We start from the raw sequence: 21,509 nt of genomic DNA, 5'->3' as shown, positions 1-21,509 counted from the left end.
TCCACCAGCACGGCCCCGGCCCTCCCTGCACGCGGATCAGACGCGCACAGCCAAGCCGAGGCAAGCGGTGTCAAGCATCAGGTGAAGCCACAACGTCAAGCATCAACCGAGACAAGACACTGTCGGATCCCAGCAGCCCGTTACAGGTTCCTCAACCTCATCAAGCACCCGTCGTCGCTTCGCTCCTCCGGGCGGGCAGGCACACAGTGCATGAGGTCAGAACCATCGTGGCCGGGGCGGTCGGCTCCGCGACTTTAGCCAGCCACTTTGGCGCGAGCCTCGAAGATCATGGCCCCAACGTCGTGCTTTACCGGGCAGGTCCACAGACTGCCCAACGCGCCGGAAGCTTACCGGGCCATGATCACTCGCGCCAAAGCAGCTCCCGGCCAAAGTCGCTACGTCGACCGCTCGGCACCGTGCACCACGAGGGACGGCGGGTCAGTCGTCACCCCAGCGGCGGAGACTCGCCCTGATCAAGCCTGGCCGGCATCCACAATGCTTGTGACCTGCCGCACATGACCTTGCATGCCCACATATGTCCGTTTAATTGATAGAATCATCAGAACCGAGGATATGATCCCTTAGAGACGGAGCAGCACATGGCATTCACGTTCCTCGAGCCTGCGTGTACGGCTCCAGGTTGCGTGCAGGAGCCACACCTGATGCATCACCGAGCTAGGCCGTCACTCGTTCACTCGCGCACCTTGCCGCAACCACGATCCGTGCTGACAGTCGCCTTGCTGTTCATTCTGGCGATCACGCTCATCGATCTTCAGGTGCCTGGCTCAGTTCATCTCGGCGACTTGCTGATCATGGCGCCTGTACTCACTTCCTGGTACGCGAGCTCCCGGGTGACCTCACTTGTCGCCATCATGGCCGTGTCGGCTTTGATGGCCATCTTCCTGGTCCGCCAATCGGTGAACCCGCCACAGGCGGCTGCCCTCCTTGCGACCTCGGTGGCCGTCGTGATCGCCCGATACCTGACGGAACACGGACAGCGAAAGCTGGTCCAGCTGCGCGCAGTCGCCGAGGCCGCGCAACGCGCCATACTGCCTCCCCTCCCCCACCGACTCGGCCCCCTTCGCCTGGCCTCGACGTACCTGGCGGCAGAGGATGAAGCACGCATCGGCGGAGATCTCTACGCCGCCGTGCGCACGCCCACGGGGACACGGTTGATCATCGGCGATGTTCGAGGCAAGGGCCTGGCGGCGGTCGGCAACGCTGCCCACACCATCAGCACGTTCCGCGACGCCGCACGCCGACTGACCACGCTGCCGGAACTCGCCGCCTACCTGGATTCAAGTCTCCGCAGCAACGCATCCGAAGCAGTGAGCCCCGAACAGACCGAAGAGGCGTTCGTCACCGCCACTCTCCTCGAAATCCCCGACGCCGAGCCCCTCGTGCGGAGCGTCACCTGCGGACACCCCCCACCGCTACTCCTACGAGCGCACGACGTCGTGACCCTGGAAGCCGGCCAGCCCGCGCCCCCGCTGGGACTGGGCGCATTGACGCAAACCCCCTATCACCTCGACACCTTCGCCCTACGCGCCGAAGACACCCTCCTCCTCTACACCGACGGTGCCATCGAAGCCCGCAATACCGACGGCGAGTTCTACCCGCTCGCCAAACGACTCACCCACCAGAACCACCGCCATCCCACGGCACTCCTCAACCACCTCCGCGGCGACCTTCTCAACCACGTCGGCGGCCGACTCGACGACGACGCCGCCTTGATCTCAATCAAACGTCAACCCGCTGACGGCATAGCGCCATCGGTTGACCAATCGACCTGTGATGAGTGCGGCGTCTCGATGTCCTTCGATATGCGGTCACGCAGCACTTCTGGCCTAGGGGAACGACCCAGTGCAGTACAGCAGTGAAGTACAGCAACCACCACGACCGCCACCGACCGCCAACGGTCCTTGACGACCAGTTGACCAGCCCACCTGACCTCAATGACCCTCAACGACGACCAACGCTGACAACCGCCGACAGCTAAGTCGCAGGTCGCAGCGTTGCTCGTGTACGTGCCCACAGGTCAGAGACCCGGCCCTTCGCTTCTATGGTTGCGATGGAGGCGAACGGCATGGCCACGTTCCTCGGCCTGGTCGCACTGCCCGAAAGCCGTGACGCCCGGACTACCTCGCGAACCGGGGCAACCCACCTCCACCATCCAGACTGCGCCTGGCTCCTGCGCGCCGCTCCCGCGCATCGCGCGACGTGCCCGGACAGGCCGCCAGATCTCCGCCGCGATCGGCGTCACCGTCCTGGTCGCGGTGGTCGGCTCCCACGTCGGTGCCACCTCACGTCACGACTTCCGGATCGCCCGGTGTGCACCTCAGCCGTGGCGGCGGCTCGGACCAGACGGTCGCCCGCCGCATTGCAGAAGCCGGATGCGGTGCGCAGGCTCTGGCGGACGCGTCCTGCCCCGGTGGTGAACACCGCTCGTGTCCGGTGTCACGCCTGGATGGCTGCGATCGGCCTCGATGGCGTGCCGAGCCTACTCGGCCCAGGGTTCGAAGCCGGTCTGGAGGACGGCTCCGAGGGATGTGCGCAGTTGGGCCGCCTCGTCGGCTCCGAAGCGCTCTTCGAACTGGGCTTGTACGGCTTGCCACAGCGGAAGCGCGGCCTTCATTCGGGCGAGGCCTTCAGGTGTGAGCGTGACGATTCGTGCGCGGCGGTCGGTTGCCGATGGCTCGACGGTCACCAGGCCCTCCCGCGCGAGCGGCTTGAGGTTCGAGGCCAACGTCGTGCGATCCATGGCGATCGTGTCGGCAAGGCTGGTTATCGTCATCTCGTCGTGCGTGCTGAGCTTCTGCAGGATGCTGAACTGGGTTGCGCGAAGTCCGACCGGGGACAGGGCCTTGTCGTAGGTGGCGCTGAGGTACCGGGACGCCTTGCGAAGCGCCAGGTTGTTGCAGGGGTCGTTCAGGTGGGTCGGTGCCGCGGTCATCTTTGTCCTCCAGAGCGTGCACGCCCATGATAGGAGCATGTGCTCGCAGATGTGAAGGGGCCCTCAGTTCGCGCCTACGGGGGTAGCGCCCGTCCTCGCTGAGCATGATCGGGGCGCAGCCCTTTCGGTCACGTCGTACCACCCTGGGCGACCGGGCCGCTCGGACCGAAGCGCCCGGGCTTGCCATCCCGCGAATACGCGCATATGCTCGTAATGGTGCGGGCTCATGGTTCAGACGCCGATACCCCCGGCCGTCGGCGAATCGACGCACCCGCCGAACGTTGTCGCATGTGCCGCAATGGCGCGTTCGGGCCCGGCCCGGCCAAGACGCCGAAGGCACCATCAGCATAAAGTCAGTAACGCGCGTATCCGTCATCACGGACACGTGAGAGGTGATGTCATGGATGGTATTGCCGACATGGGAGGAACCCCTGGCTGGGGTCCCGTGCAGCCACCGAAGAAGAACGAACCCGTCTTCGCGGAGCCCTGGCAGGGCCGGGCATTCGCTCTGGCAATCTTGTCCAATCGGGTGTCCGGGGGAAATCTCGACTCCTTCCGGCACGCGCTGGAGCGCCTGGACCGGACCGCCTACCTCGAGGAGGGCTACTACGGTCGCTGGCTCAACGCCGGAGAACTGAGACTCCTCGACAGCGCCATCTTGGCACCTGGTGCGGTCGACACCCGCGCCCGCAACCTCCGCGGCGAGCACGTGGAGGAGCCCCCGATCCCGGAGCCGGCCAAGCCCGACTACGCGCCCTCCGCCGAGGGCACGCTGCGCTCCATAGATACTGCGCCCGCGTTCGGCGTCGGCGAGCACGTGCGCGCGAAGGACATGTCGCCGCCCGGACACACCAGGCTGCCGCGCTATGTACGAGGGCATGTCGGCGTTGTCGACATGGTTCAGCCCGCCGGCGTGCTGCCGGACACCAACGCCCATTTCCTGGGCGAGAACCCGCAGTACGTCTATTCGGTGCGGTTCGACTCCCACGAGCTGTGGGGCGCCGACGCCGAGTCCTTCGACCTCACCGTAGAGCTTTTCGAGAGTTACCTGGATGCCACCTCATGACCACGACCAGCGGACCGGACGAGACCCTTCCCCCAGCCCTGCGCACCGAGGCGCTCGAGCAACTGCTCACCGAGCGGGGCCTGATCGACCCGAAGATGATCGACGGAATCGTCACCACCTACGAGACCAGCGTCGGCCCGCTCAACGGCGCCAAGGTCGTTGCCAGGGCCTGGACCGACCCGGAGTACCGTCGCCGGCTGCTCGAGGACGGCACGGCGGCCATCAGGGAAATGGGCTTCGGAGGATTTCAAGGCGAGCACATCGTCGTCGTGGAGAACACCCCCACCACGCACAACGTAGTGGTGTGCACGCTGTGCTCGTGCTACCCCTGGCCGGTGCTGGGTCTGCCGCCGGGCTGGTACAAGGATCCGGCCTACCGCGCGCGCGTGGTGAAGGAGCCCCGCGCGGTGCTGTCCGAGATGGGGCTCGACCTGGACGACGACGTGCAGATCACCGTCCGCGACTCCACCAGCGAGGTGCGGTGGCTGGTCCTGCCCGAGCGTCCGGCCGGCACCGAGCACCTGACCGAGCGGGAGCTCGTGCCGCTGGTGACGCGGGACGCGATGGTGGGAGTGGCGAAGGTGGCGGCACCGTGAGCGCGCCGCTGGACATCGAAGGCCCGGCCGCACCGCCCCGCTCCAACGGGGAGCTCGTCTTCGCCGAGCCGTGGGAGAGCCGCGCCTTCGGCATGGTCGTCAGCCTGTACGAGGCGGGCGAGTTCACCTGGCCGCAATTCCGGGCCGCGCTCATCGCCCGGATCACGGCCTGGGAAACCGCGGCAGCCCCAGGTGAGCCGTACAACTACTACCAGCTGTGGCTGGCCGCCCTGGAGGACGTCCTCGCCGGCCTGTGCGCCGTGTCCCCTGACGAGGTCACCACGCGCACCCGAGCTCTGGCGCAACGCCCCGCAGGCCACGACCACTCCGACGGCCACGACCACGCTCACTGAGCCGCGACCACCTCCCGCTCCCGGCCCCCGGTCTTGAGGCAAAGCAGTGTGTGCCGGTGTGCCGGAGAGTGAACGCGGAACTTGCCACCTCCCAGATACGAGCATATGCTCCTAAGTGTCGATGCGGACCTCCTCCTTCCCGCGAGGATGCAGCAACTGGTGCGGCACAGCGGGAGCCGGGTGGGTGTCCGGGAGCAGTGTGTCAGTTTTGAGACCTATCCAGCTGTTTGATCACTATCCAGCAACTTGAGCCCTATCTAGCGGCTTTGGCCCTATCCAGCAGGGCAGCGCGCAGAGCGCGACTGCGGTACCAGCGAAGGAATCTTCTATGTCTGTCGAGAACAAGGTGCTCACCAACAAGGTGCTCGCTGCGGCGGCGACGGTCACCATGATGGGTGGCCTCGGTGTGGCGGGAACGCTGTCCGCGAGTGCGGCCACCCCGGAGTGCGGCGACAGCTGCATCAAGATCTACAGCACCGAGTTCGGCACCTCCGAGCAGCCCAACCTCGTGGAGACCGTGTACCAGGGAGTAGCCAAGGTCGGCCGGCCCACCGCGATGTACCCCGTCAGCAACACCGACCCGGCCGGGGACATAGTCGGCCACCGCAAGGGCCTGGTAACCGACTTCTACAAGGACGGCTTGGTGTCCGCCGAGGTGAACAGGCACTACGGCAACCTGACCGCGGTGGAGGTCGAGTACGCGCCGCACGGCAAGCGCACCGGCCTGTGCCCGGGCCTGGCCGACAGCGCGTACCAGAACGAGGGCCTCACCCTGCAGAAGTGCGGCACCTCCGCCAAGACCGTCTGGATCATCGACACCGCGGACTCACCCTCCACCGCCCCCCAGGGACACTTCCCCCTGGTCAGCGGCTCGACCACCAACTTCACCCACCCCTACGCCATGACCGCCACCCACAGGAGCTCCACGCGCGGCCGCCACCAGACCACGGCACCCATGCAGATCCGGGTCACCAGGCTCACGGGCTCCCCCTACCACGTGCCCGCCAGCCAGCTCTGGGGCACGACCAAGTAGGCGGTTCTCCCAGAGCCCTCAGCGGCCCTGCTGCGGCACCGCCCTGCTCCGGCACCGCCGCAGCCATGTTCTCGATGAGTCATCAAGGAAAACAAACTGATGGTTACCAGCAATCTTGTTCTCATTCCCGGCGCCGGCGGCGTAGGCCGCAGCGTCTTCGAGTATCTGCGCGCGCAGGACGTACCGGTGCGCTTCATGGTCCGCAGCGAGGACGAGCGAGCCGCCGAGTTGCGCAGGCTCGGCGCGGAGGTCGTCATCGGCGATCTGACCCGGCCCGAGACCGTCGCGGCCGCGCTGCAGGGCGTGTCACGGATGTACTTCGCGATGCCCGTGTCGCCGGACCACCTGCTGGCGGCCACCGTGGTGGCCTCCGTCGCGCGGGAGTACGGACAGCTGGACGCGCTGGTCGACCTGTCGCAGATGACGGTGTCGCAGATGACCGCCACCAGCACCTCGGAGTCGCACCAGCAGCGGCTGCACTGGCTGGCCGAGCAGGTCTTCGACTGGTCGGGCCTGCCGGTGGTCCACATCCGGCCGACATCGTTCCTGGACAATCCGCTCTTCACCTCACTGGCGGCGCGGACGATCCAAGAGAACGGCACGATCGCGCTGCCGTTCGGCACCGGACGCACCTCTCCCATCGCGGTGGACGACGTCGCCAGGGTGGTCGCCACCGTACTGCGCGACCCGGCCCCGCACATCGGGCAGGTCTACGAACTGACCGGGCCCCGGTCGGTCGACATGAACGAGTTGGCGCAGGAGTTCTCCCGCGCTCTGGGACGGCCGGTGACCTACGTGGACGTGCCCCCGGAGAAGTGGGAGGCCGAGGCGCTCGCCAAGGTGGGCCTGCCGCCGCACGTCGAGCGGCACATCGCCGTCATGGCCCGGCTCCACCGGGAGAACCGCTACGACCGCACAGCCGACGGCGTCCAGCGCGTGACCGGCACCCCCGCCCAGTCGATCGAGGAGTTCGTGGCCGCTCGCAGGGACTCCTATCTGGGCTGAGCCCCGTCCGACGCCAGAACCTGGCCGCAGAACCACGTCGAAGAACGGCCCGTCATGATGCCCGACCCGGCGAAGCACACCTACAACCCCGACGAATGGCTCGTGCGTTACTGCCTGTGAGCCGTGTCGGCCGCCCAGCCGAGAATCTCATGCACATACCCAAACCCTTCATGGCCATAGCGCTGGCAGCGCCTTCGGCAGCCGTTGCCGTGGGCTGCTACGCCCAGGTCTCCTGACCATCGCCGTGGCTCGAAGGGGTCGTCGATCGCGTGACCCCCTGCGCAGACTGCCCCTTCATACAGGCCGATCCGCATGTGATCGGCCTCGCCGCGGGCCATTTCCGTATCCGATCCCCTACATCAGGGTGGAACCTCCAACGTGTACCGATCACTCCTCGTACTGACCGCTGCAATGTTCGCCATCGGCACCGACAGCTTCGTGATCGCCGGGATCCTGCCGGGCGCGGCCCACTCCCTCGGCGTCGGCGTCGGCACCGCAGGATGGCTGATCACCGCTTATGCCTTCTCCTACGCCGTCCTCGGCCCCGTCATGGCAGCAGCCACCACGCGGTGGCCGCGTCGCAGGCTGTTCCTCACCGGGCTCGGCATCTTCGTCGTGGGCAACCTCCTGACGGCCCTCGTCCCCGTCTTCGGCGTGGCCCTGGCCTCACGGGCGGTCGCCGGGCTCGGCGGCGCCATGGTCAGCCCCACCGCCGTCGCTGCGGCCGCCGCGCTCGCGCCGCCGGAGCGACGGGGACGCGCCATCGCCACGGTCCTGGCCGGCCTCAGCGCCGCGACCGCCCTTGGCGCCCCCATCGGCACGGCGATCGGCAGCCTCGCCGGCAGCTGGCGCGCCACCATGCTCTTCGTCTCCGTCCTCGGCGTGCTCGCCGCCGCCGGAATCGCCCTGCTGCTGCCCAAGATCCCCAACCCGCCGCTGGTCCCGCTGCGCGCCCGCCTCGCCCCGCTCGGCGACCGCCGCATCGGATTGACCCTGCTGACAACCCTCCTCGTCTTCACCGGCCTGTACATCGTCTACTCCTACATTGCCGAGACCCTGGACAGGGCCACTGGCGGCAGCGGCACCACCCTCGCGGTCCTGCTGTTCGTCTGGGGCGTGGCAGCCACCGTCGGAACGCTCAGCACCGGCCATCTTGTGGACCGCCTTGGTGCCCGAGGCGTCATCAACACCGCGATCGTCGTCCTTGCCATCGACTTCGCCCTGCTGCCCTGGTCGAGCGCACACCTGGCTACAGCCGTCGTGGCACTGGTGGCGTGGGGGATCTGCGCATTCGGACTCCTGGCACCGCAGACCCACCGCCTCATCGGGGCGATGCCGTCGGCGGCCCCCATGCTCACCGGCCTCAACAATGCGACGCTGTACGTCGGTGTCTCCATCGCACCGCCGATCGGGCAGGCCGGAATAGCATGGCTCGGCGCACACTGGCTCGGCCCCGTAGGCGCCGCGCTCATCGCGCTCGGTCTGATCGCAGCGGAGACGGCACATGTCATCATCCGTCGCGACCGAGCGCACCCCACGCACACGGCGCGCATGGAGCCAGCGCCGGCCTTGGCGCCCACGACCGCCGAGAGCCGCTGACAGCGACCGATGTCGGCATGGAGCGGAGAGGGCCCTGGGCGTGTCCCCTGGCCCGCTCGTGAACGTGGTCGGGTAGGTACGAGTGAAGGTGCTCAGCTGAATCGTTGCCCTGAGCCGGTCTGCAGCCCGCTTCCGCACGGTGCCGACCAGGGCATCCGCCATGCGCTACGCGCTCGAAGTGGGGCTCCTGGACGCCGCGTTCACCAACGATCTCGAACAGGGCCCTGCCAGACCGGGCTGAACCGAGCGCTCGCCGATGTCGGCCTCATCCCCTGACAGGCGCCGCTGCGGACGGCTTCGTGCCCCTGGTCGTCCGGGCATTGGCCGAACACGGGCTGCGAGGGAACGGCAGTAGGGTCCGTATCCGAGAACAGAAAGTCAGCCAACATGGCCGAGATACTGGCAGCCGTGGCAACGAAGATCGTCGTTGCGCTCGTCGAGGCGCTCGTCCTGCGCCTCGTGTGGCAGCTGTGGTCCACTTACTCATCGTATCTGCGCAGGGCCTTCGCGCCGGCCGCGTAACACCCCCGGCGCCCGGCAGCGCTCACGCCACCGCGCGCCACTGGTTCTTGTCCGGCGGCACTCCCTGCCGATCGACCGGCCGGGCATCGGACCGTCGGTCTTCGTCGTTGGAGGAAGAAGCCGTTCATCGCATGCAGCCGGACCTTCTCGTCACCGCCCTCCCAGCCGTCCGGTGGCACGGAACGGGAGTTGTCCCACCACAGTTGGTTGGTGCTGTCGTTACAGGGCAGGGCCGTCACCGGGCCTCGCCGTGACGCGCCGGTCAGGCACAACTGGGGGAACCGGGAGTTGCGCCGACGCAGCGGGCCGCCCGGTTCGCCCCTGTCCTCGGGGCGCCACCGCGCCATGGCGTCGGAGCACGATCGCAGGGTCACCAGGTTCGGGGACGCGGGCACTGTGATGCCGGGCATTCCCTCGCAGCCATGCTCGTCTTCGCCGCCGCGCCGCCACTGCCGCCGGACCCGAAGTAGTACCAGTGGTCCGAGCCCCGGGCCTCGGGGATTTCCGCTGCGAAGCGCGGGGTGCGGTAGGTGATGGCGTAGTCCGGTTCGCCGCCGCTCTGGTGGGAGCTGCGGCCGGTCCTGGCCAGTTGCTCAACGGGCCGCAGGCGCGGGGAGCGCTCGCGCGCCTGGTGGTCGGTGCGCATTGCGGATGTTGAGGTTGAAGTCTCCGACCATCACTCAGCCTTCGCCGGCCTGGCGGGCCGCGCGGATCCGCCTGAGCAGGCTGCCGACGTCGCGGCCACGGGCGTGCACGTTTCCCGCCCGGCTCGATCAGTGCGGCGCCACGGCGGGCTTCGGCGCCATGTCCTGCGTACCGATGACGGAGAGCAGTTCCAGCTGCGCGGCGGCTTCGGTGCCGGGCGGGGCGGTGAACCACAGCAGGCGCTGGCGTCCGTCCTCGCTGAACAGGCTGTTGCAGTCCACCGCGATGACACCGAGGGTCGGATGGACGATGCGCTTGTGGTCCGACCGGCGCAGGCCGACATCATGGGTGTCCCACAGCGCGGCGAACTCCTCGCTGTGCCGCCGCAACACGCCCACAAGACCGTCCACTTCGGCATCACGGCCGCGCCGAGCAGCGACAGCCCGCAGATCGGCGACGAACACCCGGGAATGGTGCGGGTGTTCGTCTGAGGGGTAGATCGCGCGGGAGGCGGGATCGGTGAACCAGCGGTGGATGAAGCTCGCCTTGGCCCCGCGCCCGGTCGGCTGCCGGCCCACGAGCGCGATGGCCGCCTCGTTCTGTACGAGGGTCTCATGCAGGTCGGTGATGATCTGCGCGGGTGTCGCCGCGAGCCGGTCAAGGAGCGCCAGCAGCCCCGGCGTGATGTGCGCGGTCAGCCCGCCCGCGGCCGGGGGCACGGGACGCTCGGCGAGGTGGAACAGATGGTCGCGCTCGTCGCCGCCGAGGCGCAGCGCACGGGCGAGGGCGGCCAGGACCTGCGCCGACGGCTGAGTGCCGCGCCCGCGCTCCAGCTCGGTGTAATAGTCCGCCGACAGGCCCGCGAGCTGAGCCACCTCCTCCCGCCGCAGCCCGGGTACCCGGCGTCGGGGCCCCGCGGGCAGACCGACGTCGGCCGGCCGGATCCGCGCGCGCCGGGACTTGAGGAACGCGGCGAGTTCGGAAAGGTCCATGCCCGCATCGTGCCGTGTACGACGCGTGCGAACCAGGGGGCGGCAACCCCAGGGTGTGCACAGCCTGGCTGCCGTCCGCAGACCGGGTGATGGTGGGTGGGCGACGAGCGCACGACGTCGCGGCCCACCCGTCCGAACCCCGGCAGGAGCGAACCCGATGCCGTACGCGAACTTCAAGGTCCCCGCAGGCACCCTCACCGACGCGCAGAAGGCGCAGATCATCACCCGCACCACCGACCTGTACACCGAGATCTACGGCGAACGTGCCCGCGCCACCACACTGGTGCTCGTCGAGGAGGTGCCCGACGGCGGCTGGGGCATCGGCGGCCACGTCCTGACCGCCGCCGAGATCCAGCAGCCGCCCGCCGGCTGACCGCACCTCCGTCGGCGCCGGCCCACGCCCATCCCGGACCCGGAGAACCACCAGGCTCACCGGGCACTCCGAGCTCACCGGTCCCGCACTAGTACCGCAGCGGGTGGCAGGCACTGCCGTCCATAGGAGGCGGCGCCCGGCAGGAGCACGGTGTCGTCGCCCTCGGCAGCAAGGTCTACGTGATCGCGGGCATGGCCCCGACACCCGGCGGCGGCTTCTCCACCACCAACCGGGTCGAGGTCTACGACTCCCGGACCGGGCGCTGGTCGGACGTCGCTCCGCTGCCGGTGGCGATGAATCACCCCAACGCGGCGGCGGTCGGCGGCAGGATCTACGTACTCGGCGGCCTGTCCGGTGGGGAATCCTGGCAGGCGCTGCGCGACGCCTGTGTCTTCGACCCGTGCACGAACCGGTGGTCCTCCGTACCCTTCATGCCGCCGGGCACCGAGCGGGGCAGCGCCGCCGTCGGCTACACGGACCGAAGATCTACCTCGCGGGTGGGATGCGGACACTGACGCCCCAGCCCGGCGACCCTTTACGTCGTCGGTGGCCGTGACCGGGGGCAGGCCCACGTACGGGGCGAGGTCTATGCCCTCGACCTGCGCACCCGTCGGTGGGGCCGACGCGCCTCCATGCCGACGGCCCGCGGCGGCATCGCGGCGGCAGCCATCGGCACGACGATCTACACCTTCGGCGGTGAAGGAGGTGGACCCACTCGTACGTCGCCATTGCTGCTCTGCTCGCACTGGCCGCCGCCTGCTGCCTCGTCAGCGCGGCACGCAGCCAGGAGCCCGGCGCCGGCTCGCCGAACGCGGCCGGTGCTCGGAGGCTGCTGCGCTGCGGGGTCGAATCCCTACCGCGTAGTGTCTGACGATGTCGCGTGGTGCTGTTTCCCCTGGTCAGCACCATGCGGCTGCGTACGCCACCCGGCTTCCGCCGACCCCGCTGAGCCCAGGCCCGCGGTCCTGGGGGTAGTTAGGGCGCGGTGCTGGGCTTGTTCCGCCGTCCGCAGTGGGAGCGCATGGCTGGCCGGGCCGTCTCTGTCGATCCGCCCGCGTGGGCGTCATGCCGTGTGTTGGTAGGTCGGATAGGTGAGATAGCCGGTGTCGCCGCCCTGGTAGTACGTGGCCTCGTCGACGGGGGCGATCGGCAGGCCGGTGCGGAGGCGTTCGACGAGGTCGGGGTTGGCCAGGAAGCCGCGGCCGAAGCTGATCAGCTCGGCGCCCAGGCCCAGCCAGTGGTCGGCTTCCGCGCGGCCGGTCTGCTTGGGGCCCATGGGGAGGACCGGATTGACGATCAGGGTGCCGGGCCAGGCGCGGCGCAGACCCACGAGCACTTCCTCATCCGTGGTCAACTCCAGGTGGACGTAGGCGAGTTGGAGCCTGGCCAGTTCCGTCAGCAGCGCGATGTTGAGAGCGAGCGCGTCGGTCTCCTCGACACCCCAGAAGCCGCCCCCAGGGGAGAGTCGGATGCCCGTCCTGGCCGCGCCGATCGTGTCCACCGTCGCGGCCACCGCCTCTACGGCGAACCGGATCCGGCCCGCGATCGTGCCGCCGTAGCGGTCCGTGCGCCGGTTGGCGTTGGAGGAGAGGAACTGGGAGATCAAGTAGCCGTTGGCGCCGTGGAGTTCGACTCCGTCGAAGCCCGCGTCGATCGCGCGGCGGGCCGCCTCGGCGTAGGCGTGGGCGTGCTGGGGCACCTCGGCGGTGTCCAGTGCGCGGGGCACGGGCGCGGGCTGCGGGCCGGTCGGGGTGAAGACGTCGCCCACTGCGGGGATCGCCGAGGGGCCGACGGGCTGGTGGCCGGTCGTGTCGGGGTGCGAGACCCGGCCGCCGTGCATGATCTGGGCGAAGATCCGCCCGCCGTTGATGTGTACGGCGTCGGTCACGGCACGCCATGAGGTGGCCTGCTCATCGGTGTGCAGTCCGGGCGTGCCCGGGTTGGACTGCCCGATGAGGCTGGGCTGGACTCCCTCGGACACGATCAGTCCGGCCGTCGCGCGCTGCGCGTAGTACGCCGCCATGGACGGTGTGGCGAGGCCGCCGGCCGCGGCCCTGACGCGGGTCATCGGGGCCATCACCATCCGGTTGGGCAGGGTCAGGTCGCCAAGTCGGTAGCTGCTGAACAACGTCGTCACGTCGGGCTCCTCCGCGAGTATCGCGTGCCCGGATGCCGGGCACAGCGCTACGCTAAAACCTGACATGGATGTCAGAGGCAAGCGGTGTGGCGTGGTTCACCATGGGAGGCAGTCGTGCGGATCGGCGAGCTCGCGGCGCGTACCGGCGTCAGCGTCCGGTCGCTGCGCTACTACGAGGAGCAGGGGCTGCTGACCAGCAGTCGTAGCGCCGGTGGGCAGCGGCATTACACGGAGGCCGAGGTGGAGCGGGTGCGATTCATCCAGCGCCTGTACGCGGCGGGCTTGTCCAGTCGTACGATTTCCGAGCTGCTGCCCTGCGTCGACACGCCCAGCGAGGGCAACTACGATGCCGCTCTTGAGCGGATGGCGCAGGAGCGCAACCGGCTCTCCGAGCACATCGACGAACTCGTGCGGACCCGGGCCGCATTGGACGGCCTGATGGCCACGGCCCGGGCCCATCGGGAGAGCGACGCGATCGCTCGGGGCGTCCGCTATGGCTCAGGTGATGGGGCGAGCATCCCACGCGTTCTGGAGGGCTGACTGTACGCCGTCCCCAAGGACCAGGTGCGTCATCCCGCCTGGCAGGGTGGGCAGCTCAGCCCAGTGAGTCACGGTCTCATCACCGGCAAGGCCGTAAGGCATACGGACGACACCGTCGGAGTCGACGAAGCAGTCCCTGTGCTCCGCCCCGTCCTCACTCCAGTGCAGAGTCGTGAAGACCATCGGCCTCACCAGCCAGAATTCCTCACCCAGCGCCGTATCGACCTCGGACTCAGTGGCGCTGTCAGCTGGATACCGGCCTGTGATCGCGCCTGCCACCGGTGTACCGCTCCGAGGCAGCCTCTCGCGTGCGTCAACCCACGTCACCACGGTGTTCAGATTCGTCATCTCCACCCTCACTCAGGCACTCGGCACATCGTCTTCTGCCCCTATGCCGGCGTCCGGCAAGGGCACTGCCCCGCCCCCGGCATCCGGCAAGACCGACCGGCGCACGCGAGGGTTGCTTGAGCCGGAACGAGCACGGCCGACGGCGTCAGATGCGTTCCGGCTCGTTCGTCTCCTCGGTGGCTGCGGTCCGGGCACGACGGCGGCTCAGCAAGGTGCCTCCAGCGACCACCAGGCCGATGGCGATGACCCTGGCGGCCTGGTAGTAGCCGGACGCCGGCTCCTCTGGGGTGCCGGGCAGCCGGAAAAAGACCCACGCTGCCGCGAGACCCCCGAAGGCGATCAGTGCGACACCCCCCCCCACGTCCCGAGGCCCGCCTACCAGAGCCCGGTGTCGTAACCCCGCTCGTCGGCCTGCTCAACCTCCTTGTCGGCCATGGTCTGTTCTCCTGGCGTGTGGTGGCGGTCGCGCGGGAAGACGCGGGCCGGACGTGGAAGGTTCACCGGTCCACACGTTCCCTGCCGGAGCCGGCATCCTGCCAGCCGGCGAAATCCCCCGTCGCCCAACCCAGACGAACGACTCCCGCGGGGGTGCTGGCGCCCGCCCGGCTCACGTGCTTCCAGCGGTCGAACCGGACATCGCCGCGCATCCAATCGCCATGACCATCGGCTCGGCGAACTTATGAAAGAGCTGGTCGGCCCGTTCAAGAACAACGGCCGTGAATGGGAGCCGAGAGGCGAGCCGGTGCGGGTCGACACCCACGACTTCCCCGACCGCGAGCTGGGCAGGGCGGTTACCTACGGCATCTACGACGTCGCCGCGAACACCGGCTGGGTCGACGTCGGCACCGACCATGACACCGCCGCGTTCGCCGTCGAGTCGATCCACCGTTGGTGGAACGGAGCCGGGCGGGCCACCTACCCGACGGCCGGCCGACTGCTGATCACTGCCGATGCCGGCGGCTCCAACGGGTATCGCACCCGCACGTGGAAGACCGAACTCGCCCGGTTCGCCGCTGAGTCCGGCCTCACGATCACCGTCTGCCACCTGCCTCCCGGGACTTCGAAGTGGAACCGGATCGAGCACCGGCTGTTCTCCCACATCACCATGAACACTCACGTGTGCTCCTTGCTGGTGCGGGTGGGCTCCCCCTCCGGGGGATGTAAGGGGGAGCCCGGTCTCGGGTGGGCCTGCGGGCGGTGCCGTCAGGCGTTCTCCTTGCGGAAGGTCCGCGTGCCCCACAGCAGGGCGAGGACCGCCATGACCAGCAGCACGAGGGAGCCGGTCAGCAGCCCCGTGGCGCTCATGTCCCCCCGGAACGCCGCGCGTTCGGCGTCGACAACGTGGGTCAGGGGGTTGATCCGGGCCAGGTTGTACAGCCAGCCGGGCGCCAGTTGCTCGGAGACCGGCAGCAGCACCCCGGACAGCAGCAGAAGCGGCAGGAGCACGGCGTTCATCAGCGCGGGGAACGCGGCCTCGCTCTTGAGAACCATCGCCAGTGCGTACGATCCCGAGGACAGCGTGATGGCCAGGACCGCGGCGATCGCCAGGCTGAGCAGCAGCCCGGTCAGTGAGGCGTCGAGGTCGAAGACGAGCAGCGTCACCAGCACGATCAGTACGGACTGCGCGGTGGCCTGCACGGCCTGGGCCAGGACCTTGCCGAACAGCAGGGCGGCCCTGCTCGCGGGCGTGCCGCGGAAGCGGTCGACGACGCCGACCCGGTACTCGGTGAGCAGTCCCACCCCGGCGAAGGAGCCGCTGAACAGTGCCGTCTGGACGATGAGGGCCGGGGTGAGGACCTCCCAGGCGCCGCCGGGCGGGAAACCGGGGGTGTGGTCGACCACGGACACCATGAGGGGTCCGAAGAGGAACAGGTACAGGAGCGGCTGCATGATCCCGATGAGCAGCCAGGTCGGGCTGCGCAGCGCGAGCTTCATGTCCCGCGCGAAGATCAGTTGGGTGTCACGCAGCATGGGCGGCCTCCCTGGCCTGGGGCGCGGGGTCGCCGTCCCGCAGGGAGCGTCCGGTCAGGCTGAGGAACACGTCGTCGAGGGTAGGCCGGTTGACCTTGACCGAGGCCATGGTGATCCCCCGGCCGTCGAGGGCGCGCAGCAGTTCCGGCAGGGCGGCGTCGCCGCGGGGCACCCGGAAGCGCACCGTGTCGCCGTCGACGCTGACCTCGGTCGCGCCGGTCAGCCGCCCGGCGACGTCGGCCGCCTCCGCGACCTGGTCGGTCACCTCGATGGTGATCGCGTCGCCGGCGACCCGGGCCTTGAGTGCGTCGGGGGTTCCCTCGGCGACGATCGTGCCGTGGTCGGTGACGAGGATCCGGTCGCACAGCGCGTCCGCCTCGTCGAGGTAGTGCGTGGTGAGGAAGACGGTCGTGCCCTGCTCGGAGCGCAGGCGGCGGACGTGGTCCCAGAGGTTGGCCCGGCTCTGCGGATCGAGCCCGGTGGTGGGCTCGTCGAGGAAGACGAGCGTCGGTTCGTGGACCAGTCCGAGAGCGATGTCGAGCCGGCGGCGCTGACCTCCGGAGAGCGTCTTGACGGGGCGCTGGTCCAGGCCGACGAGGTCGAGCCGCTCGGCGAGCAGGGCCCCGCGCCGTCTGGCCTCGGACCGGGACAGGCCGTAGAGCCGGGCCTGGAGTTCGATCTCCTCGGCGACCCTGGACTCGGGCCAGGTGGCGCCGCCCTGGTGGACGCAGCCGATCCTGCGCCGCACGCCCTGGGGGTCCGTCAGCAGGTCGCAGCCGGCCACGGTTCCGGTTCCGCCGGTGGGGCGCAGCAGGGTCGTGAGCATCCGTAAGGTCGTGGTCTTGCCCGCTCCGTTGGGGCCGAGGAACCCGACCACCTCCCCGGGCGCCACGTCGAAGTCGATTCCTTTGACCGCTTCGACACTTTGGCCGCGCACGGTGAACCGGCGGGCGAGCCCTCGTACTGTGATCATGAAATCCTTCTCTCGGCCCGGCAGTCGTCCGGCCGACTCGCGGCGCCCGGCCGGGATGCCGGCTCCGGCGCGCGGATCGTCAGGACTGGCCATCGGCCGCCGCCTGGTACTCGGCGAGGCGCTCCTGCGCCTCGGCCATGTCGTCGGCGGTCGGGGCGTCGTCCTGGGTGAGGTTGACGCGCCAGTAGCCGCTGAAGTCGATCGCGCGCTTGTCGAGCCCCCGGTCGTTGACCAGGTGGCGCCGCAGGGTCCGGACGACGCCTGCCTCGCCGGCCAGCCAGGCGAAGGGGCGCCCGGGCGGGAACTCGGCGCCGCGGACGGCGTCGATCAGGGCTTCGCTGCGGCCGGCCGGGGTCCCGTCGCGGTGCAGCCAGTGCAGGGTGACGTCGCCCGCCGTCCGGAAGGTCTGCTGCTCGGCGCGTTCGGCGACCTCGATGTAGACCTGGGCGCGGGTCCGCTCGGGCAGGGCCTCCAGCAGGGTGCCGATGGCGGGCAGTGCCGTCTCGTCGCCCGCGAGCAGCAGCCAGTCGGCGGAGGTGATCGAGTCCGTCAGGGATACCGGTCCGGCGTAGAGCGCGGAGGGGCCGACCATGCCGAGCCGGTCGCCTGGGCGGGCGGAGCCGGCCCAGGCGCTGGCCGGGCCGCTGTCGCCGTGCAGGACGAAGTCGACCTCGACGGTGTTCGTCCCCGGCACGCGCCGGCGGAGGGTGAAGCTGCGCATCCAGGGCCGCTCGTCCTCCGGAATGGCCAGAAATGCCTGGTACCAGCCCGTCGCGTCGTCGCTCTGCTCCGGCAGGACGGGGCGCGCCTGGCCGGGCCGGGGGAAGCAGAGCTTGAGCTGCTGGTCCGGGGTCAGGCCGACGGAGTCGTCGAGGTGGTCGGCCTCGAACGTCACGCGGGCCATCCGCGGTGTGATGCGTGTGATGTCGGTGACCTGGATGAACGTGACGGGGAGCTCTGCCATCGAAAACCTTCCACGAACGTACGGGCATACCCGGGCGGGCGGACGCCCAGCTGATATCCTTACAGCGTAAAGAGATGTGCCGGTGAGGTTACTTTATGCAGTAAGGAGTTGCAAGGTGGTTGTTTTCGCCGGACAGGGCGATGCCCGCCGATCCATGTCCCTGCTCTGGCGATCGGCTGAATCGGGTGGGCCTGCTCCCAAACCCGGTCCCAAACCCGGACTCGACGTGGACACGATCGTGGCCGCGGGTGTCGCGGTGGCGGACGAACAGGGAATGGCGACCCTGTCCATGCGGGCGGTCGGTACCCGGCTCGGGCGGACCGCCATGGCGCTCTACACGTACGTGCCGAGCAAGAGCGAACTGGTCGACCTCATGCACGACCGGGTGCTGGCCGAACTGCCCACGGAGTACGACACGAGCGCGGGATGGCGCCCGGCGATCACCGCCTGGGCCGACGACACCTGGGCGTTCTATCTGCGCCACCCCTGGGTGCTCCAGGTCTCGCAGGCCCGTCCCGTACTCGGGCCGAACGAGTACGCGCGACTGGAGACGGTGGTGCGGATCCTGGGCGGAATCGGCCTGGAGCCCCTGCACACCAGACGGGTCATCGCGGTGTTGTTCCAGTTCGTGCGAGGTATGGCCCTGGTCGCGACGGAACACCGGCAGGCGGCGCCGGAGACCGGGGTGCCCGATGAGGAGTGGTGGGCGCAGCGGTCCGCGCTGATGGCGGAGTTCGCGCCGGACTTCACCGAACGCTTCCCCGCCCTCGCGGCCCTGGAGTCGACCGCGAGTCTCGCCGCCATGACCGAGGCGGAGGCGGGTGGCGCCGCGTCACACATGGAGCAGGAGGCGAGGGAGGCGTTCCGGGTGGGCCTGGACCTGATCCTCGACGGCGTCGAGGCGGCGGTGCGGACGGACTCCGACGGCACGCTCCACGCCTCGGCCGGCACCCCCTGACGGGGTCGTGCGGGCCCGCACGATTCGGCACGTGCCGCACTCCCGAAGCGATCGGCGTCGAAGCCGATTGCCCCCGATCGGCCATCTCCGGCCGGAAATATTCATTGACGGTATCTCGGACGGTGACTACCGTTTTTTGAGCTTGCGCCCTTGATGGCTCGAGGGCGCGATGAATGGTGCGAGATGCATCATGCCCCGATTTCAGGAGAAAGCCGGTGCAGCACATCGCCAAGTACGACCGGAGTGACCGTCAATTACCAGTCGGCCGCCGAGCGACCGAGGCGGCCCGCCCTCGCAGGCCGGGCGAGCAGGAACGAATCTTCACCACTCGGGTCGGCCTCAAGATACCGACCAGCCTCACGTACGACCGATGGGAGAAGGCCGGGCAGCACATCTTCCAGATCGCCGACTCCTCCGCCTGGTGCCTGGGCGACTGGCTCGTCTACGGCCAGGACCGCTACGCCGACCGCTACCAGACCGGAGTGCAGGCCGCGGGACTCGACTACCAGACGCTGCGCAACTACGCGTGGGTGGCACGCCACTTCGAACTCTGGCGTCGGCGCGAGACGCTGAGCTTCGGCCACCACGCCGAGGTCGCCTCCCTGCCGCCGGCGGAGGCCGACACCTGGCTCGACCAGGCGGAGCAGCACGGCTGGTCACGGAACCAGCTCCGACTGCGGCTGCGGGAGAGCCGCAGAGGAAACCGACCGGCCAGACCCGCACGGGCCAGCCAGCTCCGGATCAGCGCCCCCTGTGACCGTGTCCAGCGCTGGCGGGAGGCCGCATCGAGGGGAGACCGGGACTTCGAGGAGTGGGTCCTGCTGACGCTCGACCGTGCCACCGCGCACGAGCTCGGTCATTGACGCCCCCGCCCGACCACCGGAGACGGCCCCCAATGAAGATCCACATCGACCACCGCACCTGTATCGGGTCCGGGCAGTGCACCCTGACGGCACCCACCGTGTTCACCCAGGACGACGACGGGTACGCCGCGCTCGTACCCGACGGGGCGCAGACGGCGACCCCGCGGCAGGTCACCCAGGCCGCGCTGTCCTGCCCCGTCCAGGCCATCGCCGTGGGGAACGACCCACCTGACGCCTGACGGCACAACTCCCGCCACCCCCCAGGGCTGAGGGCTCCACGGTGCAGACCGTGGAGCCCTCAGTGCTGCGGTCGGATCATGCTCCGAGCCGCAGGCGCAACGCGTTCAGCCGCCAACTGCCGGGCAGCCGGGCACGGTCGTGCTCCGGATCGCCGTCAGCGAGCGCGAGGTCCGGGTAGCGCGCCAGCAGCCGGGCGAGCGCCACCTCGCCCTCCTGCCGGGCCAGCGTCGCACCCAGGCAGTAGTGGATGCCGTGGCCGAAGCCCACGTGGTTCTCGGCCTGCCCGTCCGGCTGACGGGTCAGGTGCAACCGGTCCGGGTCGGTGTAGTGCCGCGGGTCGAAGTTGGCGGAGACCAGCACCGGTTGGACCGCGTCACCGCGGGCGATGCGCGTGCCGGCTATCTCCAGGTCCTCGACGGCATAGCGCAGTCGGGCCACCTGCACCGAGCCGCACCAGCGCATCAGCTCGTGCACCGCTCTCGGGAGCAGCGCCGGGTCCTCCCTGAGCCGTGCCAGCTGGTCGGGATGGGTGAGCAGGGCCGCGGTGCCGTTGCCGATCAGATGCGTGCTCGTCTCATGGCCGGCCAGCACCAGGGTGAGCACCATGGTGACCATCTCCGTGTCGCTGAGCCGTCCGCCGTCGTCGTCCTGTGCCCGGATCAGCTCGCTCAGCAGATCGTCCCTGAGCGCGGCGCGACGCTGTTCGATCAATTGATGGCAGTAGTCGATCATCACGGGAAAGGAGTGCTGTAGGCGTTCGGGCCGCATCGACACGAGGTCCCCGCCCCACTCCCGCCACCGCTCGAGGTCGACCGCGGGGATCCCGACGAGCCGGCAGATCACCGTGATCGACAGGGGGTAGGCGTAGTGCTCCAGCAGGTCCACCGTTCCGTCCTGCGCCCGGTGGGGCAGTTCGGCGAGCAGCCGGTCGGCGATCTGTTCGATGGCGGGACGCAGATCGAGGATACGGCGGGCCGTGAATGCCCGGGTCACCAGGCGGCGCAGCCGCGGATGGTCCGGCGGGTCGCTGTCCAGGATGGATCCGAGCAGGTAGATCCGTAAGTGCTCGGGGACCTTGAGCAGTTCCATCATCCCCTCACGCGGATCCGCGCCCTGTGCGCCGGGCACGTGGGAGGGGGTGTTGACGAACCGTGGGTCGCGCAGCACGGCGCGGACGTCGTCGTAGCGGGTCACGAACCACACCGGAGTGCCGTCCACGAACCGGCCGCGGACGACCGGGCCCTGCTCGCGCAGCCGGCCGTAACCGCCGAAGGGGTCCGCGAGCAGGTCGGGGTCCATCATGTGCGGGCCGGCGGGGCACGCCGCTCCCCCGCCGGCCGGCGGGGCGTCCTGGAACGTGGAAGACATGGTCGGCTCC

Annotated in this window: 24 protein-coding genes and 1 pseudogene; 14 read left to right on the top strand and 11 right to left on the bottom strand. The window is 69.3% G+C overall.

Features of this window, described 5'->3' with window-relative positions:
* The first annotated feature begins 722 nt into the window (after window positions 1–722).
* Window positions 723–1,880, top strand: a complete 1,158-nt coding sequence (locus tag ACZ418_RS22355) for a PP2C family protein-serine/threonine phosphatase (RefSeq protein WP_468365468.1) — start codon at window positions 723–725, stop codon at window positions 1,878–1,880.
* Window positions 1,881–2,500: 620 nt separating this feature from the next.
* Here ACZ418_RS22355 and ACZ418_RS22350 read toward each other — a convergent pair.
* Window positions 2,501–2,953: a MarR family winged helix-turn-helix transcriptional regulator gene (locus ACZ418_RS22350; protein WP_468365466.1), complete on the bottom strand. Its 453-nt coding sequence runs from the start codon at window positions 2,951–2,953 to the stop codon at window positions 2,501–2,503.
* 400 nt (window positions 2,954–3,353) lie between these two features.
* Between ACZ418_RS22350 and nthB the strand changes: the two genes are divergently transcribed.
* From nthB to ACZ418_RS22320, 6 genes are all read left to right on the top strand, one after another.
* A complete protein-coding gene (gene nthB / locus ACZ418_RS22345) occupies window positions 3,354–4,019 on the top strand; it encodes a nitrile hydratase subunit beta (protein ID WP_468365463.1) in 666 nt (221 codons plus the stop codon).
* Window positions 4,016–4,615 (top strand): nitrile hydratase subunit alpha, encoded by a 600-nt coding sequence (nthA, locus tag ACZ418_RS22340; protein WP_468365461.1) that lies wholly within the window; start codon window positions 4,016–4,018, stop codon window positions 4,613–4,615. The genes nthB and nthA overlap by 4 nt, the downstream gene beginning before the upstream one ends.
* Window positions 4,612–4,968: a nitrile hydratase accessory protein gene (locus ACZ418_RS22335; protein ID WP_468365459.1), complete on the top strand. Its 357-nt coding sequence runs from the start codon at window positions 4,612–4,614 to the stop codon at window positions 4,966–4,968. Before nthA ends, ACZ418_RS22335 begins: the two co-directional genes overlap by 4 nt.
* Before the next feature lie 328 nt (window positions 4,969–5,296).
* Entirely contained in the window at window positions 5,297–6,001 is a 705-nt protein-coding gene (locus tag ACZ418_RS22330; RefSeq protein ID WP_468365456.1) for a hypothetical protein, read from the top strand.
* A gap of 99 nt (window positions 6,002–6,100) precedes the next feature.
* The gene (locus tag ACZ418_RS22325) at window positions 6,101–7,006 is read left to right on the top strand and encodes an NmrA family NAD(P)-binding protein (protein WP_468365453.1); all 906 of its coding nucleotides are present in this window, start codon (window positions 6,101–6,103) and stop codon (window positions 7,004–7,006) included.
* 411 nt (window positions 7,007–7,417) lie between these two features.
* On the top strand, window positions 7,418–8,605 hold the full coding sequence (locus ACZ418_RS22320) for an MFS transporter (protein ID WP_468365450.1): 1,188 nt from the start codon (window positions 7,418–7,420) through the stop codon (window positions 8,603–8,605).
* An 892-nt stretch (window positions 8,606–9,497) separates the two neighbouring features.
* Here ACZ418_RS22320 and ACZ418_RS22315 read toward each other — a convergent pair.
* Both ACZ418_RS22315 and ACZ418_RS22310 read right to left on the bottom strand, forming a co-directional pair.
* Window positions 9,498–9,773, bottom strand: coding sequence for a hypothetical protein (locus ACZ418_RS22315; RefSeq protein WP_468365449.1), 276 nt, complete (start codon window positions 9,771–9,773; stop codon window positions 9,498–9,500).
* 127 nt (window positions 9,774–9,900) lie between these two features.
* A complete protein-coding gene (locus ACZ418_RS22310) occupies window positions 9,901–10,764 on the bottom strand; it encodes a helix-turn-helix transcriptional regulator (protein ID WP_468365447.1) in 864 nt (287 codons plus the stop codon).
* Between the two features lie 157 nt (window positions 10,765–10,921).
* Here ACZ418_RS22310 and ACZ418_RS22305 point away from each other — a divergent pair, with 157 nt between their 5' ends.
* Both ACZ418_RS22305 and ACZ418_RS22300 read left to right on the top strand, forming a co-directional pair.
* Complete coding sequence (locus ACZ418_RS22305; protein WP_468365444.1) at window positions 10,922–11,137, top strand: tautomerase family protein; 216 nt, start codon at window positions 10,922–10,924, stop codon at window positions 11,135–11,137.
* Between the two features lie 113 nt (window positions 11,138–11,250).
* Window positions 11,251–11,652: a Kelch repeat-containing protein gene (locus ACZ418_RS22300; protein WP_468365520.1), complete on the top strand. Its 402-nt coding sequence runs from the start codon at window positions 11,251–11,253 to the stop codon at window positions 11,650–11,652.
* 548 nt (window positions 11,653–12,200) lie between these two features.
* Here the strand turns inward: ACZ418_RS22300 and ACZ418_RS22295 are convergent.
* The gene (locus ACZ418_RS22295) at window positions 12,201–13,274 is read right to left on the bottom strand and encodes an alkene reductase (protein ID WP_468365442.1); all 1,074 of its coding nucleotides are present in this window, start codon (window positions 13,272–13,274) and stop codon (window positions 12,201–12,203) included.
* Window positions 13,275–13,388: 114 nt separating this feature from the next.
* On the opposite strand from ACZ418_RS22295, the gene ACZ418_RS22290 reads away from it, so the two are divergent.
* Window positions 13,389–13,814 carry a MerR family transcriptional regulator gene (locus tag ACZ418_RS22290; protein ID WP_468365439.1) on the top strand — a complete coding sequence of 142 codons (426 nt, stop codon included), beginning with the start codon at window positions 13,389–13,391 and terminating at the stop codon, window positions 13,812–13,814.
* Here the strand turns inward: ACZ418_RS22290 and ACZ418_RS22285 are convergent.
* The 3 genes from ACZ418_RS22285 to ACZ418_RS22275 all read right to left on the bottom strand — a co-directional run bounded on the left by ACZ418_RS22285 (window position 13,773) and on the right by ACZ418_RS22275 (window position 14,663).
* Window positions 13,773–14,162, bottom strand: coding sequence for an AQJ64_40280 family protein (locus ACZ418_RS22285; protein ID WP_468365436.1), 390 nt, complete (start codon window positions 14,160–14,162; stop codon window positions 13,773–13,775). The two genes, ACZ418_RS22290 and ACZ418_RS22285, sit on opposite strands and share 42 nt — an antisense overlap.
* A 145-nt stretch (window positions 14,163–14,307) precedes the next feature.
* Window positions 14,308–14,523, bottom strand: a complete 216-nt coding sequence (locus ACZ418_RS22280) for a hypothetical protein (protein WP_468365433.1) — start codon at window positions 14,521–14,523, stop codon at window positions 14,308–14,310.
* A 14-nt stretch (window positions 14,524–14,537) separates the two neighbouring features.
* The gene (locus ACZ418_RS22275) at window positions 14,538–14,663 is read right to left on the bottom strand and encodes a hypothetical protein (protein WP_468365431.1); all 126 of its coding nucleotides are present in this window, start codon (window positions 14,661–14,663) and stop codon (window positions 14,538–14,540) included.
* A gap of 181 nt (window positions 14,664–14,844) precedes the next feature.
* Here ACZ418_RS22275 and ACZ418_RS22270 point away from each other — a divergent pair.
* Window positions 14,845–15,273: pseudogene (locus tag ACZ418_RS22270) on the top strand (ISAzo13 family transposase); the annotation flags it as partial.
* 92 nt (window positions 15,274–15,365) lie between these two features.
* Here the strand turns inward: ACZ418_RS22270 and ACZ418_RS22265 are convergent.
* The 3 genes from ACZ418_RS22265 to ACZ418_RS22255 form a co-directional block, all read right to left on the bottom strand.
* Window positions 15,366–16,133: an ABC transporter permease gene (locus ACZ418_RS22265; RefSeq protein WP_468365428.1), complete on the bottom strand. Its 768-nt coding sequence runs from the start codon at window positions 16,131–16,133 to the stop codon at window positions 15,366–15,368.
* Complete coding sequence (locus ACZ418_RS22260) at window positions 16,123–17,106, bottom strand: ATP-binding cassette domain-containing protein (RefSeq protein WP_468365425.1); 984 nt, start codon at window positions 17,104–17,106, stop codon at window positions 16,123–16,125. Before ACZ418_RS22260 ends, ACZ418_RS22265 begins: the two co-directional genes overlap by 11 nt.
* Before the next feature lie 79 nt (window positions 17,107–17,185).
* Window positions 17,186–18,070, bottom strand: a complete 885-nt coding sequence (locus tag ACZ418_RS22255; protein ID WP_468365423.1) for a siderophore-interacting protein — start codon at window positions 18,068–18,070, stop codon at window positions 17,186–17,188.
* 115 nt (window positions 18,071–18,185) lie between these two features.
* Here ACZ418_RS22255 and ACZ418_RS22250 point away from each other — a divergent pair, with 115 nt between their 5' ends.
* From ACZ418_RS22250 to ACZ418_RS22240, 3 genes are all read left to right on the top strand, one after another.
* A complete protein-coding gene (locus tag ACZ418_RS22250; RefSeq protein WP_468365420.1) occupies window positions 18,186–19,028 on the top strand; it encodes a TetR/AcrR family transcriptional regulator C-terminal domain-containing protein in 843 nt (280 codons plus the stop codon).
* Window positions 19,029–19,243: 215 nt separating this feature from the next.
* Window positions 19,244–19,891, top strand: coding sequence for an LmbU family transcriptional regulator (locus tag ACZ418_RS22245; RefSeq protein ID WP_468365418.1), 648 nt, complete (start codon window positions 19,244–19,246; stop codon window positions 19,889–19,891).
* Between the two features lie 32 nt (window positions 19,892–19,923).
* Complete coding sequence (locus tag ACZ418_RS22240) at window positions 19,924–20,130, top strand: ferredoxin (RefSeq protein ID WP_468365415.1); 207 nt, start codon at window positions 19,924–19,926, stop codon at window positions 20,128–20,130.
* Window positions 20,131–20,206: 76 nt separating this feature from the next.
* Here ACZ418_RS22240 and ACZ418_RS22235 read toward each other — a convergent pair whose 3' ends face one another.
* Window positions 20,207–21,499, bottom strand: a complete 1,293-nt coding sequence (locus tag ACZ418_RS22235; protein ID WP_468365413.1) for a cytochrome P450 family protein — start codon at window positions 21,497–21,499, stop codon at window positions 20,207–20,209.
* Window positions 21,500–21,509: the final 10 nt, after the last annotated feature.

The sequence above is a fragment of the Streptomyces sp. NPDC030820 genome (assembly GCF_055572075.1).
This window is presented reverse-complemented; position numbering and strand designations above follow the sequence as displayed.

What these genes read in the sequence shown, in the direction of transcription:
- ACZ418_RS22350 (WP_468365466.1), bottom strand. Translation starts at nt 2,953, where the DNA reads ATGACCGCGGCACCGACCCACCTGAACGACCCCTGCAACAACCTGGCG.
- nthB (WP_468365463.1), top strand. Translation starts at nt 3,354, where the DNA reads ATGGATGGTATTGCCGACATGGGAGGAACCCCTGGCTGGGGTCCCGTG.
- nthA (WP_468365461.1), top strand. Translation starts at nt 4,016, where the DNA reads ATGACCACGACCAGCGGACCGGACGAGACCCTTCCCCCAGCCCTGCGC.
- ACZ418_RS22330 (WP_468365456.1), top strand. Translation starts at nt 5,297, where the DNA reads ATGTCTGTCGAGAACAAGGTGCTCACCAACAAGGTGCTCGCTGCGGCG.
- ACZ418_RS22325 (WP_468365453.1), top strand. Translation starts at nt 6,101, where the DNA reads ATGGTTACCAGCAATCTTGTTCTCATTCCCGGCGCCGGCGGCGTAGGC.
- ACZ418_RS22320 (WP_468365450.1), top strand. Translation starts at nt 7,418, where the DNA reads ATGTTCGCCATCGGCACCGACAGCTTCGTGATCGCCGGGATCCTGCCG.
- ACZ418_RS22315 (WP_468365449.1), bottom strand. Translation starts at nt 9,773, where the DNA reads ATGCGCACCGACCACCAGGCGCGCGAGCGCTCCCCGCGCCTGCGGCCC.
- ACZ418_RS22310 (WP_468365447.1), bottom strand. Translation starts at nt 10,764, where the DNA reads ATGGACCTTTCCGAACTCGCCGCGTTCCTCAAGTCCCGGCGCGCGCGG.
- ACZ418_RS22305 (WP_468365444.1), top strand. Translation starts at nt 10,922, where the DNA reads ATGCCGTACGCGAACTTCAAGGTCCCCGCAGGCACCCTCACCGACGCG.
- ACZ418_RS22285 (WP_468365436.1), bottom strand. Translation starts at nt 14,162, where the DNA reads ATGACGAATCTGAACACCGTGGTGACGTGGGTTGACGCACGCGAGAGG.
- ACZ418_RS22265 (WP_468365428.1), bottom strand. Translation starts at nt 16,133, where the DNA reads ATGCTGCGTGACACCCAACTGATCTTCGCGCGGGACATGAAGCTCGCG.
- ACZ418_RS22260 (WP_468365425.1), bottom strand. Translation starts at nt 17,106, where the DNA reads ATGATCACAGTACGAGGGCTCGCCCGCCGGTTCACCGTGCGCGGCCAA.
- ACZ418_RS22255 (WP_468365423.1), bottom strand. Translation starts at nt 18,070, where the DNA reads ATGGCAGAGCTCCCCGTCACGTTCATCCAGGTCACCGACATCACACGC.
- ACZ418_RS22240 (WP_468365415.1), top strand. Translation starts at nt 19,924, where the DNA reads ATGAAGATCCACATCGACCACCGCACCTGTATCGGGTCCGGGCAGTGC.
- ACZ418_RS22235 (WP_468365413.1), bottom strand. Translation starts at nt 21,499, where the DNA reads ATGTCTTCCACGTTCCAGGACGCCCCGCCGGCCGGCGGGGGAGCGGCG.